This window comes from Candidatus Njordibacter sp. Uisw_056, from assembly GCF_047730085.1.
In the GTDB taxonomy this organism is placed as follows: domain Bacteria; phylum Pseudomonadota; class Gammaproteobacteria; order Pseudomonadales; family Balneatricaceae; genus Njordibacter.
In genome coordinates, this window is record NZ_CP159830.1 from 1,543,802 (window position 1) to 1,564,037 (window position 20,236).

The 20,236-nt window shown below is 45.1% G+C and carries 18 protein-coding genes; 1 reads left to right on the forward strand and 17 read right to left on the reverse strand.

Features of this window, described 5'->3' with window-relative positions; translation table 11 throughout:
• Positions 1 to 9: 9 nt before the first annotated feature.
• The 3 genes from ABXT60_RS07520 to ABXT60_RS07530 are packed head-to-tail and all read right to left on the reverse strand — an operon-like array spanning position 10 to position 2,534.
• Positions 10 to 942, reverse strand: coding sequence for a bifunctional enoyl-CoA hydratase/phosphate acetyltransferase (locus tag ABXT60_RS07520; RefSeq protein ID WP_443629538.1), 933 nt, complete (start codon positions 940 to 942; stop codon positions 10 to 12).
• Positions 943 to 958: 16 nt separating this feature from the next.
• Complete coding sequence (locus ABXT60_RS07525) at positions 959 to 1,879, reverse strand: DMT family transporter (RefSeq protein WP_443629539.1); 921 nt, start codon at positions 1,877 to 1,879, stop codon at positions 959 to 961.
• On the reverse strand, positions 1,869 to 2,534 hold the full coding sequence (locus tag ABXT60_RS07530) for a tRNA-(ms[2]io[6]A)-hydroxylase (protein ID WP_443629540.1): 666 nt from the start codon (positions 2,532 to 2,534) through the stop codon (positions 1,869 to 1,871). The genes ABXT60_RS07525 and ABXT60_RS07530 overlap by 11 nt, the downstream gene beginning before the upstream one ends.
• 301 nt (positions 2,535 to 2,835) lie before the next feature.
• On the opposite strand from ABXT60_RS07530, the gene acnB reads away from it, so the two are divergent.
• Positions 2,836 to 5,436, forward strand: coding sequence for a bifunctional aconitate hydratase 2/2-methylisocitrate dehydratase (acnB, locus tag ABXT60_RS07535; protein ID WP_443629541.1), 2,601 nt, complete (start codon positions 2,836 to 2,838; stop codon positions 5,434 to 5,436).
• Between the two features lie 89 nt (positions 5,437 to 5,525).
• On the opposite strand, the gene ABXT60_RS07540 is transcribed toward acnB, so the two are convergent.
• The 14 genes from ABXT60_RS07540 to leuD all read right to left on the reverse strand — a co-directional run bounded on the left by ABXT60_RS07540 (position 5,526) and on the right by leuD (position 20,221).
• Positions 5,526 to 6,746 (reverse strand): O-succinylhomoserine sulfhydrylase, encoded by a 1,221-nt coding sequence (locus ABXT60_RS07540; RefSeq protein WP_443629542.1) that lies wholly within the window; start codon positions 6,744 to 6,746, stop codon positions 5,526 to 5,528.
• 1 nt (position 6,747) lies between these two features.
• Positions 6,748 to 8,268 carry an amidophosphoribosyltransferase gene (gene purF / locus ABXT60_RS07545; RefSeq protein ID WP_443629543.1) on the reverse strand — a complete coding sequence of 507 codons (1,521 nt, stop codon included), beginning with the start codon at positions 8,266 to 8,268 and terminating at the stop codon, positions 6,748 to 6,750.
• A 21-nt stretch (positions 8,269 to 8,289) separates the two neighbouring features.
• Positions 8,290 to 8,802 carry a CvpA family protein gene (locus tag ABXT60_RS07550; RefSeq protein WP_443629544.1) on the reverse strand — a complete coding sequence of 171 codons (513 nt, stop codon included), beginning with the start codon at positions 8,800 to 8,802 and terminating at the stop codon, positions 8,290 to 8,292.
• Positions 8,803 to 8,852: 50 nt separating this feature from the next.
• Positions 8,853 to 9,401 (reverse strand): SPOR domain-containing protein, encoded by a 549-nt coding sequence (locus ABXT60_RS07555; RefSeq protein WP_443629545.1) that lies wholly within the window; start codon positions 9,399 to 9,401, stop codon positions 8,853 to 8,855.
• A gap of 41 nt (positions 9,402 to 9,442) precedes the next feature.
• Positions 9,443 to 10,717, reverse strand: coding sequence for a bifunctional tetrahydrofolate synthase/dihydrofolate synthase (folC, locus tag ABXT60_RS07560; protein WP_443629546.1), 1,275 nt, complete (start codon positions 10,715 to 10,717; stop codon positions 9,443 to 9,445).
• A gap of 5 nt (positions 10,718 to 10,722) precedes the next feature.
• Positions 10,723 to 11,607, reverse strand: coding sequence for an acetyl-CoA carboxylase, carboxyltransferase subunit beta (gene accD / locus ABXT60_RS07565; RefSeq protein WP_443629547.1), 885 nt, complete (start codon positions 11,605 to 11,607; stop codon positions 10,723 to 10,725).
• 49 nt (positions 11,608 to 11,656) lie between these two features.
• Positions 11,657 to 12,466, reverse strand: a complete 810-nt coding sequence (trpA, locus tag ABXT60_RS07570) for a tryptophan synthase subunit alpha (RefSeq protein ID WP_443629548.1) — start codon at positions 12,464 to 12,466, stop codon at positions 11,657 to 11,659.
• A gap of 11 nt (positions 12,467 to 12,477) precedes the next feature.
• Positions 12,478 to 13,680 (reverse strand): tryptophan synthase subunit beta, encoded by a 1,203-nt coding sequence (gene trpB, locus ABXT60_RS07575; RefSeq protein WP_046482387.1) that lies wholly within the window; start codon positions 13,678 to 13,680, stop codon positions 12,478 to 12,480.
• The gene (locus ABXT60_RS07580) at positions 13,673 to 14,353 is read right to left on the reverse strand and encodes a phosphoribosylanthranilate isomerase (protein ID WP_443629549.1); all 681 of its coding nucleotides are present in this window, start codon (positions 14,351 to 14,353) and stop codon (positions 13,673 to 13,675) included. The genes trpB and ABXT60_RS07580 overlap by 8 nt, the downstream gene beginning before the upstream one ends.
• 104 nt (positions 14,354 to 14,457) lie before the next feature.
• A complete protein-coding gene (gene truA, locus ABXT60_RS07585; protein ID WP_443629550.1) occupies positions 14,458 to 15,309 on the reverse strand; it encodes a tRNA pseudouridine(38-40) synthase TruA in 852 nt (283 codons plus the stop codon).
• A gap of 6 nt (positions 15,310 to 15,315) precedes the next feature.
• Complete coding sequence (locus ABXT60_RS07590; protein ID WP_443629551.1) at positions 15,316 to 17,190, reverse strand: FimV/HubP family polar landmark protein; 1,875 nt, start codon at positions 17,188 to 17,190, stop codon at positions 15,316 to 15,318.
• A 93-nt stretch (positions 17,191 to 17,283) separates the two neighbouring features.
• The gene (gene asd / locus ABXT60_RS07595; RefSeq protein WP_443629552.1) at positions 17,284 to 18,396 is read right to left on the reverse strand and encodes an aspartate-semialdehyde dehydrogenase; all 1,113 of its coding nucleotides are present in this window, start codon (positions 18,394 to 18,396) and stop codon (positions 17,284 to 17,286) included.
• 57 nt (positions 18,397 to 18,453) lie between these two features.
• Positions 18,454 to 19,536 (reverse strand): 3-isopropylmalate dehydrogenase, encoded by a 1,083-nt coding sequence (leuB, locus tag ABXT60_RS07600; protein WP_443629553.1) that lies wholly within the window; start codon positions 19,534 to 19,536, stop codon positions 18,454 to 18,456.
• 43 nt (positions 19,537 to 19,579) lie between these two features.
• The gene (leuD, locus tag ABXT60_RS07605; protein ID WP_443629554.1) at positions 19,580 to 20,221 is read right to left on the reverse strand and encodes a 3-isopropylmalate dehydratase small subunit; all 642 of its coding nucleotides are present in this window, start codon (positions 20,219 to 20,221) and stop codon (positions 19,580 to 19,582) included.
• Positions 20,222 to 20,236 lie beyond the last annotated feature (15 nt).

The window sequence follows — 20,236 nt, forward strand, 5'->3', positions numbered from 1 at the left end:
TTAAAGCCTTTATGATTTTTGACTCAAATAATGGGCATAAATTACCGCAAGAGCCGCAGAGGCAAGCCTAGCTGCCGGGGGGTCTGCACGAGAAGTAAGCATTACAGGCACCCTCGCCCCCATCAACACGCCCGCTGCAGTAGCACCATTAAAATACACCATTTGTTTAAAGATAGCGTTGCCTGTTTCGATATTGGGCACTAAAAGCACATCTGCATAACCTGCAACAGGGCTGTCTATACCTTTTAATCTAGCGGCTTCTGGCGACACAGCACCATCAAAAGCTAAGGGCCCAAACACTTCAGCAGCAAGGTGATCTTGATCCAACATAGCCCCTAAGAGTTCTTTAGCATTAGAGCTAGAAGGCATTGCTTGAGTCACCACCTCTGTTGCTGACAGCAAGGCAATTTTTGGCTTTGTATTACCTAAAGCGTGCATAACGTCTGTTGCACCGCGCAGAATACTAAGCTGGGTCTTGGTATCAGGCAATACATTAACTACGGCGTCGGTAATACATAAAACACGACTATTGCCTGGCACCGACATATGAAATAAGTGGCTTAATCGCTCACCTGTTCTTAGCCCATGCTGTTTATTCAACAGTGCCCGAATGAGCACGTCTGTATGTACATTACCTTTCATCAATAGCTGCGCAGTACCTTGATGTATGCATTGCACTGCTTTTTCGGCTGCATCGCCTTCGCCATTACTGGCGATAAGCTTAAAGCTACTTATAGACCAATCAATAGCCTTTGCTGCAGCATGAATAGCAGTTTCATCACCCACTAATACGGGTACAATAATACCCGCCTCAAAGGCCAACTTGGCACTTTCTAAGGCCAGTTCAGAACCAGCATTAACGACAGCTGTCGTCATGGCTGGCAATGCTTGGGCTTGTTTAAGCAGTTGTGGTGGACATACTGGCGTTAGGTGACTAAGCATAAAAATAGGTTTCCAGTTAAACGGGTTTATGTCGCTGCGGCAACCGCAAACGTGGCATTAACTGAGACATCAGCATTCCCACCAAGATTAAACCACATCCCAATAAACCTTTGGGTGGCAATACTTCGTTTAGCAGTAAAAAACCACCTATGACAGCGAAAACGCCTTCTGAACTCAAAATAATAGCTGCGTGAGATGGGTGGGCATGCTGCTGTGCTATGGTTTGCAGGGTATACGCTATACCCGTAGACATCACGCCAGCAAATAAAAGTGGTACAGCTGTTGAGGCAATCATTTCCCAAGTAAGCTGTTCACTATACAAAGCCAAGCCCATGGCTAAAACACCTGCGACAAAAAATTGGATTAAAGACAACTTCACTGTATCCATTTTTGATGCAAGGTAGCCAATCATTAATACATGCCCGGCAAATGCCACTGCACAAATTAGCTGTAAGGTGTCGCCTTTACTAAGGGTAAAGTCTTCGTTAATGCTCAAAAGATACAATCCCCATAATGCAACAACAGCACCAACCCATGTACCTAAGCCAGTTTTCATACGGAAGAAAAGTCCAATCAGAGGCACAAAAAAGATATACATGCCAGTAATAAAGCCAGCCTTACCTGCAGTCGTGTATTGTAATCCCACTTGTTGAAACGTAGCCCCTACAAATAAAAGGAAACCAGCCGCCAAACCTCCCAACATTAATGTTTTGTTAGACGATTTAAGCTCATTCTCTTGATCAATAGTTTTAGCCTTATTCCTACCTATCCACAGCACCACAGGAACTAAAGCTACTACACCTATAAAAAACCGTAAGCTGTTGAACCAATGTGGCCCCATTGTTTCCATACCTACACGCTGGGCAACAAAGGCAAAACCCCATATACCAGCAGCCAGTAGCATTAGTAAATTAGCCTGTATGGCTTTATTGTTCATATTTAACATCCTGGTTAATGTTCACTAAATTGGCTTTAGTAGGTATTCCGCTATGAAAGCGGAACATTGAGTCTTCGGCACAAATAAGTTGCACTTCTAGGTCCCGCACCAAAGCAATCCGCTGATGATAATCCTGCAATCCTGGGGCGCCAGGCTCCATTGCCACGTCTTTGGCTAAAGACAAGTAATCTTGATAATGCCTCGCTTCAGATTTTAGTAATGAGGAGTAGAACTTAGCCAAGGATTGGTCCAAGTGAGGTATCAGCGCATCGAACCGCTCACATGACCTAGCTTCAACAAACGCGCCCACTATTAAGGTATCCATTAACTTAGCTGGCTCATGTGTACGCACTAGGTGCCGCAGCCCACCAACATAGCGACAAGCATCTAGGTGATCATAAACGATGCCACGCTGCCGCATTATTCGGCAAACTTGTTCAAAGTGGATCAGTTCTTCTTTGGCCAGGCGCGACATTTTAGTCAGCAAATTGGCGCGAGTTGGATGACGAAACATCAACTGCATAGCCGTTGATGCGGCTTTCTTCTCACAATGAGCGTGGTCGATAAGCAACAAATCTTGTTCTTGTAACGCTTTTTCAACCCAGGCTCTGGGGGTACTACACCCTAAAAACTGCTTTAGTTCCGATAGTGGCACAAACTTAACCTAAGACTAATTGTATAAACGAGCCGCATTGTACCCACAGAGACTAACAGCGTCTAGGACTACCCACCTAGGGATTACCGATGTTAAAAAAATGGCCAATAAATACACTGTATAGATAGAAATTATTAGTAACAATATCAATAAGTTAAACTTATTAACTAAACTAATGCACCTGCCCTATAACTAGAGATAAGCAGGCATTTATGATACCATTAGGGGAAATATACCAGTTAAACTGATCATCGCTTTGAACCATCGACATTTAAGGTTCAAGGCCATTAGAGGCTAGACCATGTTAGAAGCTTACCGTACCCATATTGCCGAGCGAGCCATCCAAGGCATCCCCCCGGAGCCACTTAGTGCAGAACAAACAGCCGAGCTTGTTGAACTACTAAAAAACCCACCTACCGGTGAAGAATCTACACTAATAGATTTGCTACGCAATCGTGTGCCTGCTGGGGTTGACCAGGCCGCCTACGTAAAGGCGAGCTTTTTGTCAGCCATTACCACAGGTGACGTAACGTCTAGCCTAGTGAGCCCGGTTGAGGCAACCGAAATTTTAGGTACCATGTTGGGCGGTTACAACATTGAAGCACTGATTGCCTGCTTAGATAATGACGATTTAGCAGCCACTGCAGTTACAGCACTGTCTCATACTTTATTAATGTTTGACGCCTTTCATGACGTCGATGAAAAAGCTAAAAATGGCAACGCTTATGCCATGCAAGTGATGCAGTCTTGGGCGGCTGGCGAATGGTTTACTTCGCGCAAGCAGCTAGAAGACAAGATCACCTTAACCGTATTTAAAGTGACTGGAGAAACTAACACTGATGACCTTTCCCCGGCACCAGATGCCTTTACTCGCCCAGATATTCCACTGCATGCCAATTCAATGTTCAAAATGGAACGCGATGGAATTAAGCCTGACGATCATGGCACTACTGGGCCTCTAAAACAAATTGAAACCATCAAAGCTAAAGGCTTTCCCGTGGTTTATGTAGGTGATGTTGTGGGCACGGGTTCTTCGCGTAAGTCAGCAACCAACTCAGTATTATGGTTCTTCGGTGACGACATTCCAGCAGTGCCCAATAAAAGAGCTGGTGGCTTTTGCTTTGGGTCCAAAATCGCGCCTATTTTTTTCAACACAATGGAAGATGCGGGTGCCCTGCCTATAGAAATGGACGTATCTAATATGCACATGGGTGATGTGATTGATATCTACCCATATAAAGGCGTTGTGTCTAACCATGAAACAGGTGAAGAGCTTAGCCACTTTGAGCTCAAAACTAATATTATTTTAGATGAAGTTAGAGCTGGTGGACGCATTCCACTAATCATTGGCCGTGGACTTACAGACCGAGCCCGCACCGCACTGGGAATGGCTGCGACAGATGTTTTCCAGGTGCCTAAACCCCCTGTAGACTCTAGCAAAGGCTACACCTTGGCCCAAAAAATGGTGGGTAAGGCCTGTGGCACTTTGGGAATTCGCCCAGGCACTTATTGCGAACCAAAAATGACCACCGTAGGCTCCCAAGACACCACCGGGCCGATGACCCGTGATGAATTGAAAGATCTTGCTTGTCTAGGCTTTTCAGCAGACTTAACTATGCAGTCATTTTGCCATACAGCAGCCTACCCTAAGCCAGTTGATGTAAAAACCCATCACACACTACCTGACTTCATCATGAACCGTGGCGGTGTGTCTTTGCGCCCTGGTGATGGTGTTATCCACTCTTGGCTTAACCGTATGCTGCTGCCAGACACCGTAGGTACCGGCGGTGACTCGCATACTCGCTTCCCCTTGGGTATTTCTTTCCCTGCTGGCTCCGGCTTAGTTGCCTTTGCCGCTGCCACAGGTGTTATGCCCTTGGACATGCCTGAATCAATATTAGTGCGCTTTAAAGGTAAACGTAACCCAGGCATTACTCTGCGGGACTTAGTTCATGCCATTCCTTACTTTGCCATTGAACAAGGCCTACTTACCGTAGAGAAAGCAGGAAAAGTTAACGCCTTCTCTGGCCGGGTTTTAGAAATCGAAGGGTTAGAAGACCTCTCTGTAGAGCAGGCCTTTGAACTATCTGACGCTTCGGCAGAACGTTCAGCCGCCGGTTGCAGCATCACTTTAAATGAAGCTCCTGTCGCAGAATACTTACGTTCCAATGTAGTGATGCTTAAGTGGATGATCGCTGAAGGTTATGGTGACAAACGCACTATTGCTCGTCGTATTTTGGCGATGGAAGCATGGTTAGCTGATCCGCAGCTAATGCGTGCAGATAGTGATGCAGAATATGCTGAAGTGCTTGAAATTGACTTGGCAAAGATTAAAGAACCTATATTATGTGCGCCCAACGATCCAGACGATGCCCGTTTGTTATCCTCTGTTGCCGGCCAAAAAATTGATGAAGTGTTTATCGGTTCCTGCATGACTAATATTGGCCATTTCCGTGCAGCTGGTAAGTTGCTTGAAGCTGCTGGTGGAGCCATTCCAACACGTATGTGGATTGCGCCGCCCACTAAAATGGATGCCGCTCAGCTGTCTGAAGAAGGCTATTACAACATATTTGGCAAGGCTGGTGCGCGAATTGAGATGCCAGGGTGTTCCTTATGTATGGGTAACCAAGCGCGAGTTGCAGACGACTCTACCGTGGTATCTACTTCCACTCGTAACTTCCCTAACCGTTTAGGTACTGGCGCAAACGTATTTTTGGCATCAGCAGAACTTGCGGCTGTTGCTGGGGTCAATGGTAAGTTGCCTACTCCTAGCGAGTACTTTAAGTATGCAAATAAGCTAGACACCATGGCTGATGAAGTCTATCGCTACCTCAACTTTGACCAACTAGCAGATTATACTTCTGCTGCAGACAAAGTGATTCCAACGATAGAAGTTGCTTAAACGTTAATTAAGCTGCAGCGAAAAAAGCCCTTATTCTATTATAAAATAAGGGCTTTTTTGTCTCTTCATCACGTTTTAACAGTAATGCACTAGAGTTTTGCTAGAGCCTGAGCCAAATCCTGTTGAATGTCTTGGTAGTCTTCTAACCCCACTGACACCCTAATTAAGTTATCTTTTATACCAGCTAATGCACGGGATTCCTCTGTCATCTTGCTATGAGTGGTGCTAGCAGGATGAGTAATAGTGGATTTTGCATCACCAAAATTTCCAGTAATTGAAAACAGTTTCGTATCATCTATACAGCGCCATGCAGAAGACCTGTCACCTTTCACTTCAAAAGAAACCACCGCACCAAACAACCGTTGTTGTTGTTTTGCCAGCTCGTGCTGGGGGTGACTTTCTAAGCCAGGGTAAAATACTCGCTCTACTTGAGGTTGCCCTTCTAGCCAACGTGCTAGCTTTACGGCACTGGAACAATGGGCTTGCATACGCAGAGATAAGGTTTCTAAACCATTAATAAACACCCATGCGTTAAATGGGCTCATAGTAGTGCCCACGGTACGTAGAAAGCCAAACACAGGCTCCATATGCTCTTCACTGCCTATGGCTACACCCCCAACACAGCGGCCTTGGCCATCTATGTATTTAGTTGCTGAGTGCATTACAATATCAGCACCTAGTGCTAATGGGTTTTGCAATACTGGAGTGCAAAAGCAATTATCAACCACTAGTAGCGCATTGTAACTGTGAGCTAACAAAGCTAAAGCAGCAATATCACCCACTTCTCCAAGAGGGTTAGAAGGCGACTCTAAAAATAACGCTTTAGTATTAGGCTGAATAGCGGCCTGCCAGGCTTGGCTGTCTGCAGGGCTAACATAAGTAGTGCTGATTCCTAGCTTAGCAAGAACATTGTCAAATAAACCAACAATAGAGCCAAAAATACTGCATGACGAAACAATATGATCGCCTTGCTTAAGGTGGCCTAAAAAGATACTTGTGAGTGCAGCCATACCTGAACTTGCTGCAACGGCTCTTGCTCCACCTTCCATAGCGGCTATACGCTGTTCAAAAGTGCGCACTGTTGGATTGGTGAAACGAGAATAGATATTACCCTCAGTTTTACCACTAAAACATTCAGACGCTTCCTCAGCACTGCCATAGATAAAACTAGACGTGACATAAATGGCATCATTATGTTCTTGCTCTAAACCAGACATAGAACCTGATCTAATGGCTTGAGTGCCTAACGCAGTCTTTTTTAAATGCTCTTTTTGGCGTTGCTGTCTTTGGTTTAGGCTTGTTTTTTTCATGTTACAACTTACTTTGCATATTAGTCGCCAGAGAAACGTCATCATCAATCACATTCACTTGATGCATGGTATTATCATTGCGCACAGCTTCCAAGTTAGCTAAATAAGCTTCATCCACATCACCCGTTACGTATTTCCCGTCAAACACAGAACAGTCAAAGTTAGCTATATCACTACCACCACCTTGGGTTGAACGAATCAAATCTTTAAGGTCCTGATAAATCATACGGTCTGCGCCAATAATATCACCCACTTCTGCATCAGTGCGGCCATAGGCCACTAGTTCATCAACAGATGGCATGTCGATACCATATACATTGGGGAAACGCACAGCAGGCGCTGCAGAAGCAAAATAAACTTTTTTGGCCCCCATTTCACGTGCCATTTCTATGATCAGGGTTGACGTGGTGCCCCGCACAATAGAGTCGTCCACTAACAATACATTTTTACCGCGAAATTCAAGCTCAATTGGATTTAGCTTCTGACGCACAGACTTTTGCCGCTGAGTTTGCCCCGGCATAATAAAAGTACGGCCAATATAACGATTTTTAATATAGCCTTCACGTAATTTCACCCCAAGCTTACTAGCAAGCTCAACAGCAGACGTTCGGCTGGTGTCAGGAATGGGGATCACTACATCAATGTCGTGATCTGGCCAATCTCGTAATATTTGATCCGCCAGGTATTCACCCATTTTTAAGCGCGCTTTGTAAACAGAAATACCATCCATGACAGAATCTGGCCTAGCCAAATACACGTATTCGAATAAACATGGAGACAGCATTGGGTTTTCTGCACACTGACGAGTAAATACCAGCCCACCCTCGGTTATGTAGATACACTCGCCAGGCTCTAGGTCACGCACCATGGTGTACCCGGCAGAGTCTAGAGCAACACTTTCAGAGGCAACCATATATTCTGTACCCAGTTCAGATTCACGCTTACCATAGCATAATGGGCGAATTCCAAACGGGTCGCGCATGCCCACAATGCCAATACCGGTAATCATGGCTATAACCGCATAGCCTCCTACACAGCGTCGATGTACCTGACGCGCAGCATAGAAAATATCTTCTTCGCTAGGGACTAACTGGCCAATCCGTTGAAGCTCATGGGCAAATACGTTAAGCAGCACTTCAGAGTCTGAATTAGTATTAACGTGGCGTAGATCAGCCTTAAATATGCTTTCAGAAAGCTCTTTAGCATTGGTTAAATTGCCGTTATGAGCTAAGGCAATGCCATAAGGCGAGTTAACATAAAAAGGTTGCGCTTCAGCAGCGCTAGAGCTTCCAGCTGTGGGATAACGCACATGGCCAATACCCATATTACCCACCAAACGTCGCATATGCCGGGTACGAAAAACGTCTCGTACCAAGCCATTATCCTTGCGTAAAAAGAACCGGCCATCATGGCAGGTCACCATTCCAGCAGCATCCTGACCACGGTGCTGCAAAAAAGTCAGGGCATCATAGATTTCCTGATTAACATAAGACTTGGCAACAATACCAACGATACCACACATGCTTAAACCCTCATTACAACGCTATAGGAGCGCTGGCGGCAACAGGTCTAATAGACCAGAAGCACTACTCGACATTTTATAGGACCACTCATCAACCAAGATAAAGTGAGGAATAATCAAAGAACTCTGCCACCATGTGTCGTTGCTTACTGGTGTTAGTGACAACAGAGACACCATGACAATCACCAACAAACAACCCCGCACAATACCAAACACCATACCAAATAAACGATCTGTACCCGTTAGACCTGTAGCAGAAACTAAACGAGAAAAGACATTATTGATAAGTGCACCAACTACTAGAGTGGCAGCAAACAAAATAGCAAACGCGGCAATCAAACGAAACTGCGGCTGGTCGATCCAGTCGATCATAAAACCACTTAGTTTGAACGAAAATAAACGTGCAACAAAAAAAGCTGCCACCCAACTCGCCAAGGACAGTAGTTCTTTAACGAAACCACGTAGCAAACCAAAAACGCAAGAAACAGCGATTATGGCAACAAGTATCCAGTCAAAAACGTTGAGGCTTTCCATACATAACCTTGATTAAACGACCCGTTAACATGCTTAAGAAGAGCGGCCTGCTATAGCTTCTCTACTTCATATAAAGTGACCATGCCGGTCATTTTAAACTTATCTTTTAACTTTTCCTGTAAAGCTTCAGCTTTGGGCCTATCTAACTCTGGGCCCACAAGCACTTTAAAAAGCGCACCATTGGGCACCATATAAGCAGCAAAACCAGCCTTAATAACCTTGTCCTTTAACCGAGCTGCATTAGACCGCTTGCCAAAGTTACCTAATTGCACAACCCACCCAGTGGGCAACCCCTGTGGGTTCAGCAAACTATCACTTGGCTTAAGCTTGGCCATATTAGTATTTTGTGTGTTAGTGGTTGATTTTTCTACAGCAATAATTGGGCTCAACTCAATTACCTGTAAGCTGCTCGGATCAACAGTTTCCAAGGCATTGCCCACGTCAAGAGACTCAATTACATTAATCACCTCAACTTCAGGCATTGGAGGCTGTTGGTGGGTAGATTGGTATTGCTCTAGGCCTGCGCCATCTAGCCAAAATGGCAATATAATCGCAGCCAAGCTCAACAGCATGACACTACCTACAATACGATGCTTCACTGTTGCCTCCACTAATTTTTTCCTCTTTACGATAATGCTACTTAGGACTCAATAAAAGCCAGCACTGCTCCAACGGTTACAAACGAACCAAAGACGATTACCCTGTCTTTTGCTGACGCCATTGATATGGCCTGACTAAACGCTTTAACTGGGGTGTCGCACGCTGAAACTTGGGCAGCAACAACACCATATTTAGCTGTTTCTTCAGCAAGCACTGCACTGGATAAGCCCCTTATGCCTTGGCTGCTTGCAAGCATCCAGTGATCAAAGGTCTGGCTTAAGGCTGCAATGACTTGCTGATAGTCTTTGTCACCTAACATAGCCAATACAGCGATAGTTTTGCCATCGCAGGCTTCATTGCCTAAAGTAGTTGCTAAATTCTGCGCCGCTTGTGGGTTGTGAGCAACATCTAAAATAACTTGCTTGCCTTGCCATTCCAACCTTTGAAAGCGACCTATTAAACGCGCCTTAGTTAACCCCAAGACGATATCAGCAACCTTTATATCGTAGCTTAAACAGCTCACGGCCTGCACCACTGCTGGCATATTCATAGCAGGTAATTTGGTTTCAGGCAAGTTAACGGTTAAGCCAGAGCTATTACTCCAAGTGTGATTTTCAACTTTGAAGTCAACACCGTTCTGAAAACACTGAGCATTAATTTCTTGGGCATATTGAGCCACAGACGCCGGGCAGTCTAAGGCTCCTACAATGGCAGGTTTGTTAGCCCTATAAATACCTGCTTTTTCACGCCCAATCACATTGACATCATCACCCAGCCAATCTACATGATCCACCGAAATACTGGTAACAATGGCGACATCAGCATCAATGAGGTTCACCGCATCTAAACGACCACCTAAGCCTATCTCTAACACTGCAACATCTAAGTTTGCTCGTTGCATCAGGTCAAAAGCAAGCAAGGCATTAAATTCAAAATAAGTCAGCACAGTAGCCACACCAACTTCATCGAAACGAGCCTTATTTACGCGTTCAAAGCTTGCACACAAAGAAGCATCATCTACAGGTTTACCTTGAAACTGAATACGCTCGTTAAAGCGCACAAAATGGGGTGATGTAAGGCTTGCATAGGTTAAACCAGCCTGTTCCAAAATGGAGGTTAAAAAAGCAACACTCGATCCTTTGCCATTAGTGCCAGCTACCGTGATCACTTGCTTGGCGATCGGTTCATCACCCAGTAATCGTTTAGACACATGTCGAATACGAGTGAGGCCCATGTCAATTTCATGGCTTGGGTGCTGCTGCTCTAGCCAAGTAAGCCATTGGCTTGCTTGGTGAAAGGCGGGGGTTTGTGACATCAAAATTAAGCTTCTATAACCAGCGCAGGCTTTTGAGTCATGGCACTTAACAAACGTCCCACTGTGGCACGCATATCGTGACGAGAAATAATCATGTCAATGGCTCCATGATCGAGTAAAAACTCACTTTTTTGAAAACCGTCAGGCAACGTTTCACGGACAGTTTGTTCAATTACACGCGGCCCAGCAAAACCCATTCGGGCCCCAGGCTCAGCAATATTTAAATCTCCCAGCATAGCCAAACTAGCTGAAACCCCACCATACACAGGGTCAGTAAGCACAGAAATATAAGGAATGCCTTGCTGCTTTAGCTTTTCTAGGGCTGCACTTGTTTTAGCCATCTGGAACAAAGACGTTAAGGCTTCCTGCATGCGTGCGCCACCAGATGCTGAGAAACACACTAGAGGGATTCCCTGCTCCATACTTACATTTGCCGCTCGCACAAACCGTTCGCCAACCACAGCACCCATAGATCCACCTAAGAAGTTAAACTCAAAGGCAACAGCAACTATATCTAAGCCTACCAATTTGCCTTTCATAGCTACTAGGGCATCTTTTTCTTCTGTGGCTTTTTGAGCTGCGGATAAACGATCTTTGTATTTTTTTACATCTTTAAATTTTAATTTATCAACAGGTTCTATTTCTGCCGCTATTTCAGTACCAGAGTTGGCATCTAAGAACATGGTCAAGCGATCACGAGCAGGAACACGCATGTGATGTTCACATTTTGTGCATACTTCTAAATTCTTTTCCAATTCTGGCTTATATAAAGCTGCCGCACATTTTGGGCATTTTTTCCACACGCCTTCAGGAATGTTGCTGCGCCTGTCTTTATTACCTAGGTTGGTCAAAATACCAGCAGGAACAATTTTATCTAACCAGCTACTCATAACTTCTCCCATCGCGACCGGCAGTCACAGTGTCGGCGTATTAATTTTATTAAACAGCAGTGTCCATGGCTTGGCGCATTTCTGATAAGGTTAGAACGACTTGCGCACAGCCTTTTTCTGGATCACTAGCGTTGTCTCCCAACGCATTAACCAGCACACTGCCTACCACAACCCCGTCGGCTATTTGGGCTACACGGGCAGCTGAATCTGCATCTCTAATACCAAACCCCACACCTAAAGGTAACTGGGTGTGTTGCTTAACCAAGTCTAATTTTTCTGCTACAGCGTCTGTGTCTATTGCAGCAGCGCCTGTGACACCCTTTAAAGAAACATAATACATATAACCACTACCAGCAGCACAAATTTTCTTGATACGTTCTTCTGTCGTGGTTGGCGTAATGAGAAAGATAGCATCTAAACCTGCTTGGCGAAGGTCTTTACCAAAATCTTCACTTTCCTCTGGCGGCAAGTCTACTAGCAAAACACCATCCAAACTGACCTTTTTGGCCGTCGCTACAAAGACATCGTAACCCATCTTTTCTACTGTGTTTAGATAACCCATCAACACTACTGGAGTGGTGTCATTTTGCTCTCTAAACTCTGCCACCATGGATAAAATCATAGCCAGCGAAGTTTTATGGGCCAAGGCCCTTTCACAGGCAAGCTGAATTACAGGGCCATCTGCCATCGGGTCTGAAAATGGAATACCTAGCTCTATAATGTCCGCACCCACAGACACCATCTGGTGCATTAACCCCACGGTTACTTGAGGGTTAGGGTCACCAGCGGTAACGTAGGGAATTAAGGCCTGACGACCTTGGGCCTTTAGGGCGTCAAAGCAAGCTGCTATACGACTCATGATTTCTTTCCTTAAACTTTAATGCCGTCGATATCGGCGACGGTTTGCATATCTTTATCACCACGACCAGACAAGTTAACAACAATTGTTTGATCTGGACGCATTTGAGAAGCCAATTTACACGCATAAGCAACAGCATGACTTGACTCAAGGGCCGGTATAATACCTTCAAGCAAGCATAGCTCCCTAAAAGAATCCAAGGCTTCAGTGTCTGTGGCTATGACATATTCGGCACGGCCAGTGTCTTTTAAGTACGAATGCTCTGGGCCAACACCTGGGTAATCCAAACCTGCAGAGACTGAGTGAGTAGGCAAAATTTGCCCATTTTCGTCACTCATTAAATAAGTACGATTACCATGCAAAATACCGGGCGTGCCCGCTGAAAGTGGCGCAGCATGACGACCAGACTCCAGACCGCTACCACCTGCTTCTACACCGATTAGACGGACATCTTTGTCCTCAAGGAAAGGATGGAACATGCCAATCGCATTTGAACCACCACCTACGCATGCTATAACAGCATCGGGTAACCTGCCTGTTCGTTCAAGGGTCTGGCGACGCGCTTCGCGACCCATAATACTTTGGAAGTCCCTTACTATTTTTGGGTAAGGATGCGGGCCTGCAGCAGAACCAATAATGTAATAGGTATTATCAACATTAGTTACCCAGTCGCGCATTGCCTCGTTCAAGGCATCTTTTAGGGTTTGGGTACCCGAAGTCACACCAACAACAGTCGCACCTAAAAGTTTCATACGATAAACATTTTGTGCCTGTCGTCGAATATCTTCAACGCCCATATAAACCACACACTCTAAACCCAGACGAGCAGCCACAGTGGCACTGGCAACACCATGCTGGCCTGCACCTGTTTCTGCAATAATCCGGGGCTTGCCCATATGTTTCGCTAGCAGAGCTTGGCCAATGGTGTTATTAATCTTGTGAGCACCTGTATGATTCAGGTCTTCCCGCTTCAGGTAGATTTGCGCCCCGCCATAGGTCTTTGTTAACCGTTTAGCATGGTAAAGCGGCGACGGCCGACCCACATAGTGAGCCATGTCTAAATCAAATTCAGCCTGAAATGCAGGGTCTTGCCACAAAAGATCATAGGTATCACTAAGTTCATCTAATGCTGCAAATAGAGTTTCTGATACAAAACGTCCGCCATAGGGCCCGAAATGGCCATTAGCGTCTGGCAATACTGATGCTTTAGTCACTAGATGTTCCTTTTATTTCAATATGGTTTGATAATTGTGAAGGTAAATACGATAAATAGGGTTTTGCTTGACGCATAAATGCCGCAATCTTAGCATGATCTTTAACGCCTTTGTGGCTTTCAACACCGCCACTTACGTCAATTGCCCAGGGATTAACTTGCTCGATCGCCAGTTGCACGTTTCGAACATCAATGCCACCTGCCAGCACCACATCTTCAGTAATATCTTCAGGGATGCGATGCCAATCAAACTGGTCGCCTGTGCCACCAGGTACACCCGCCTTATAGGCGTCTAGCAATAAGCCTTGGGCACGACTATAACATTGCCTTTGCTGATGTAAGTTAATGTTTGGGCGCATTCTCACAGCCTTAATCCAAGGCAGCTGGAACTGATCGCAAAACTGCGCTGATTCTTCACCATGAAACTGCAAGAGAGAAAGTGGTACTTGAGAAAGGATGTGGTCTATTTCTGCAGCTGTAGCATCTACAAACAAACCTACGCAAGAAACAAAGGGGGGCAAGGCGCAAGCGATCTCTGCGGCAGTGGCAATATCAACAGCTCGAGGACTTGGCGGGTAAAAAACTAAACCAATAGCGTCCGCCCCAGCTTGTGCAGCAAAAACTGCATCATTTGCTTGGCGAAGGCCACATATTTTTACGCGAGGTTGTGTCACAATGAATCGCTGCTATTGATCGCTAAAGGTATAAAATTCACAGGCCAATGGTAGCAGATAATTCAGCCTTGTGGCGCACTATATAAGCTTATTAAGTCACTCTTTTACACATTTATCCAAGGCGCTAAAAAATGTGGCCCTAGCGGTGTCTGCGGCAAATTAAAAGCATCATCATACTCGGCATCTACAAAGTACAAGCCATAAGGTTTTGCCGTTGCTGCACTGACCCGCCGATCCTTTGCAATTAGCACCTCCATTGCCCACTCTGGAGGTGCTTCACCCGCACCAATTTTCATCAATAATCCTGCAAGGTTGCGAATCATGTGATGCAAGAATGCATTAGCACGTACATCTAACACAATATAATCTCCTGCAGCTATAACATTTAAATGGTGCATGGTACGTATGGGGCTATTGGCCTGGCAAGCAGCTGCTCGAAATGAACTGAAGTCGTGGGTGCCTACTAGGTGAGCAGCAGCCTTTTGCATGCTCACAATATCCAGAGGGCGGTAGTTCCAAGTCACCTCCTTATCCATCAACGCTGGCCTTAGGGCATGGTTATAAATCACATAACGGTAGCGACGGGCGGTAGCACTGAAACGTGCATGGAACTTTTCATCTACCGGCTGTGCCCATTGAATAGCAACGTCATCTGGTAAATTCATATTGCCACCATGTGTCCATGCGCGCAGTGGCCTTTGCGCCACAGTATCAAAATGCACAACTTGAGCACTAGCATGGACCCCAGCATCTGTGCGCCCTGCGCACATCACCTTTATCGGTTCGTTAGCCACAATACTAAGGGCATCTTCTAGCTTTTCTTGGACACTGATGTGCCCACTGGGCTGGCGCTGCCAACCATGATAGTAGCGCCCATTGTAAGCAATACCTAGAGCAATACGCTGCTTGTCTTCAGCCAAAAATTCAGACGCGTCTGCTTTAAATGTTGTGGCCATATAACCTTAGACCTCGTTAATGTTAGATAATAAAGCACTGGCTTTAGCTTGCTGTTCTGCATCACCTTGGTTGAGCACTTGGCGCAACATTGCTCGGGCTTTTTGCAGGTCTCCCATATCACGATAACTTAAGGCAAGATCTAATTTGGTATTCATCTCTTCATCATGAGACAAGTAATCCACAGGCTCATCAGCTTGGTTATGCATTAGCTTTTGGCCGCTCAACATCGACTCAACGTCAGCAGACAAGTGCAATTGATCATCCTGAATTTTAGCATTTAAGCCTTGGTCCATTGCCTGGGTTTCGTCTCGCTCTTGTTGCTGCAGCAATTCTTCAATAAAGCTACGCTCTGGCATGCCACCTCGCACTATTTTTACACCTTGGTCCATATTGTCAGTTTGCGTATCTAGGTTAGTGGCATAATCAGCCAATGACTGATGTGCTGTTGGCTGCTCTTCAAATACTTTTGAGTGGATTCTACGCTCTGGAACCCCCCTCCTACCACGACTTATAATCCACCAAATAATTCCAGCCATAAACAATACTGGTAGCAACAAAAACCCTAACACTTGCACAATACTGCGCCACTGCGATGTCTGTACACTTTTTTCATTTACGTCATTGGCTTGCACGACAGAAGCGATAGTGGTTTCCGTTTTAGCCAAGGCCTGCTTAGCCTGCGCTAAATCCTGTTCTGTTTGATTAAGGTCTGCTTGTTTTGTTTCAAACTTTATATCTAGCGCTAACATACTGGCTTCAATTTGATCTTTCTGCTGGCTCAGGCTTTTAATATCCTGCTGCTGAACAGCTAAGCCCTGAGCTAGATTTTCATTCGTTTTGGCAAGCAACTCTTGTTGTGATAATGCCAGACTGTGATTGACTTGGAGGCCTTTCACTTCGGCTTGTAGAATTTGTGACTGACTCGCCAAACTATTAAGCTTGATCTGCTGGTTTTGCACTTGTTGCTCAACACCTTGTACATTTTCTTCCTCTAGCTTAAGCGCCTTAGGCTGGTTTTTTGTCAGTTTTTTCTGCTGCAGCTTTACTGGCGCAGGAACCAAAACATCATAAGCAGCTTTGGCTTGTTTAGCTGTAAGCGAATTTAGTTCATTTAAAGTAGGCAAAAGCAGCTTACTGTTGGCCATTACTTGGCGAATATCACCATTTTTATAGGCAGTTGGGTTACCCCTATAGAGGCTAATTAATGTCTGCCAAGGGCTGATACCTTTTGGGCTATTGTTGACTGCAATTCGCCACAAATTTTGACCTGGCTTAACGACTACCCAGACTGGCGCTTGAAGAACGGGGTCTTCTTTAACAGCACTTGTTTCAGAGGCCACCAACTGAATTAGGGCTTCTTCCACTACTATTTCTGCCTCGATCGCCTGCACTATAACCTCTGATGCTGCAGCAGTTAGGTTAATTGGCTTTAACGGAGCTTGCTCCTGTTCGGCTTTCTCTGCCACCTGCTGGGGTGCTACAAAACTAGGTAACTTGATGGCGTACTCTGCTAACAACCTGTCACCTAAATGATCAACTTCAAAGATAAAACTTAACTGGCTTTGTTCCACAGGCTGCTGCCCTGTAACCTGCACTAGATAGTTGCCTGCATCATTAACAATATTGACCTCTAACTCAGAATACCAATCTTGATAAGTTAAACCAGCTGCTCGAAATTGGGCCTTACCTGCCATACTAGCCACCATAGAACCCGGCAGAATACCTTCTACTTCAATTAATTCAATATGTAATTTCAAAGGCTGCAACACAGTTGAATCTAGGTGTATTTGCCCAAGAGCAATAGACTGGGCGTTTGCACTTAACAAAATACTTGTGAAGCCAAGAAGATATAAAAACGGTTTCATTTTTGTGGATATCATATGCACTGCTACTCCAACTACGTGAATTGTTATTGTCGCAGCCTTAGGGCCACAAAAAAAGGCGCCTAAGCGCCTTTTCACAGATTTTTCTACTCAGGCTTCTAACAAAATCCGTAACATGCGACGCAAAGGCTCAGCTGCACCCCACAAGAGCTGGTCACCAACAGTAAAGGCTGACAAGTATTCAGGCCCCATGTTGAGCTTACGTAAACGGCCCACAGGCACTGTCATAGTGCCTGTGATTTTAGCTGGTGTGAGTTCGGCCATAGTTAGGTTACGATCATTAGGGATCACCTTAACCCAATCATTGGCCGCGGCAAGCATATCTTCAATCTCATCTAGCGGCACATTTTGCTTCATTTTAATAGTTAATGCTTGGCTGTGGCAGCGCATTGCACCCACACGAACACACAAACCATCTACCGGGATAATATCTTTAGTACGACCTAGAATCTTGTTAGTCTCAGCTTGAGCCTTCCACTCTTCACGGCTTTGGCCGTTATCTAACTGAGAGTCTATCCAAGGAATCAAACTACCAGCCAAAGGTGCACCAAATTGGCTAGCATCATTATTGCTAGCATTAATGGCTAGAGACACCTTGCGATCAATTTCTAAAATTGCCGAAGCAGGGTCTGCTAACTCATCAGAAACAGCTGCGCTGACGTAACCCATTTGCTTCAACAACTCTCGCATGTGCCGAGCGCCCCCGCCAGAAGCTGATTGATAGGTCATAGCAGACATCCACTCAATTTGATCAGCTGCAAACAACCCACCCAAGGCCATCATCATTAAGCTTACAGTGCAATTGCCACCAATAAATTCGGTTTTACCTAGAGCCAAGGCCTGATCAATAACATTACGGTTAACTGGATCTAATACAATGACGCTGTCATCTTGCATTCTTAAGCTAGATGCTGCATCAATCCAGTAACCTTTCCAACCCGCTTTACGCAGAGGTCCAAAAACACGATCAGTGTAGTCACCACCTTGACATGAAATAATGATATCCATTGTTTTAAGGATGTCTATGTCATGAGCGTCTTGTAATACTGGCGTTTGCACACCAAAGTCAGGCGCAGCTTGTCCAGCTTGAGACGTGGTGAAAAATACTGGTTCGATTAATTTCAGATCGTTTTCTTGCTGCATCCGCTGCATCAACACTGAGCCAACCATACCACGCCAACCTACGAGTCCTACACGCTTCATGTTCTAAACCTTTTCCTTAAAACTACTAAAATTAATCTATCTTTACCACGTACTATATTAACCGTTAACTAGTGCATAAACTACCGCATCACCCATGGTTTTTGTATCTACTGTTCGATTACCATCAGAGCTAATATCTGCAGTACGAAGCCCCTGATCCAACACTTCACTGACAGCAGCTTCTATGGCATCTGCTGCCAAACCTTGATGTAAGGTGTAACGTAACATCATCGCCGCTGATAAAATTGTCGCCAAAGGATTAGCTTTCCCTTGGCCAGCAATGTCTGGAGCTGACCCGTGGCATGGCTCATACATCCCTTTGCCTACCTCATCTAGCGAGGCTGAAGGTAACATACCAATAGACCCGGTAAGCATAGCCGCCGCATCAGACAATATATCGCCAAACATATTGCCTGTAACCATGACGTCAAATTGCTTAGGTGCGCGGACTAGCTGCATGGCAGCATTATCAACGTACATATGACTCAACTCTACGTCGGGGTAGTCTGTGGCCATCTCATCCATAATTTCACGCCATAGTACGGTGACTTCCAATACATTGGCCTTGTCTACTGAACACAATTTACCACCCCGGGCGCGAGCAGCTTCAAAAGCCACTTTACCAATGCGACGAATCTCTGATTCTGCATAGACATAGGTGTTGTAACCCTGTCGCTCTCCATTATCTAACACACGAATCCCACGTGGTTGGCCAAAATAGATACCACCCGTTAACTCCCGCACAATAAGAATATCTAACCCCGATACAATTTCTGGTTTTAAGCTAGAGGCATCGGCCAATTGTGGGTATAAAATAGCAGGACGTAAGTTACCAAATAAATTTAAGTTTGAACGCAGGCCCAGCAAACCTTTTTCAGGTCGAATCGCCATCTCCAAACCATCCCACTTAGGGCCACCAACGGCACCTAACAAAATAGCGTCTGCCGCTTTAGCTGCATTTAACGTTGCCTCAGGTAATGGGCCTCCTGTCGCATCAATAGCACTGCCGCCTACCAAAGCGCTAGTGATTACCAAGCCCAAATTAAACTTAGCATCTGCGGCAAGCAGCACTTTTTCTGCTTCGGCTACAATTTCTGGGCCTATGCCATCACCTGGCAAAACTAATACATTATGTGTCATGTGTTTCATCTCGAATCAAATAGGTATTTATTGTATTAACTGCCTAATCGGCAAACAACCAAGGGGCCTGTTGACGACGTTTTTGTTCATAGCGTTGGATGCTGCTGGTTTGTTCTAACGTCAAACCAATGTCATCTAAACCATTCAGCAAACAATGGCGCCTAAAGCTGTCAATAGAAAAAGCAATGTCGCCTGCACTAGAACCAGAAATTACCCCGTCCTTAAGGTCAACTGTCAACTCAAATCCAGGCTTGGCTTGTGTGTCTGAAAATAGCTGATCTATTTGCTCATTTAATAGCGTAATTGGCAAAACTCCATTCTTAAAACAGTTATTATAAAAAATATCAGCAAAGCTTGGCGCAATAATACAAGAAATGCCAAAATCTAATAACGCCCAGGGCGCATGTTCCCGGCTAGAACCACAACCAAAATTATCTCTTGCTAAGAGTATCTTAGCTCCCTTATAGCGTGGTAAATTAAGCACAAAGTTAGGGTTAATAGGCCTTTTAGATGAATCTTGATCTGGTTGACCTTCATCTAAATAACGTAATTCGTCAAATAAATTAGGCCCAAAGCCAGAGCGTTTAATTGATTTTAAAAACTGCTTTGGGATGATCATGTCAGTGTCGACATTGGCTCTATCCAAAGGCGCTGTGATGCCTGTTAACTGAGTAAATGCTTGCATCTTATACTGCTCCTT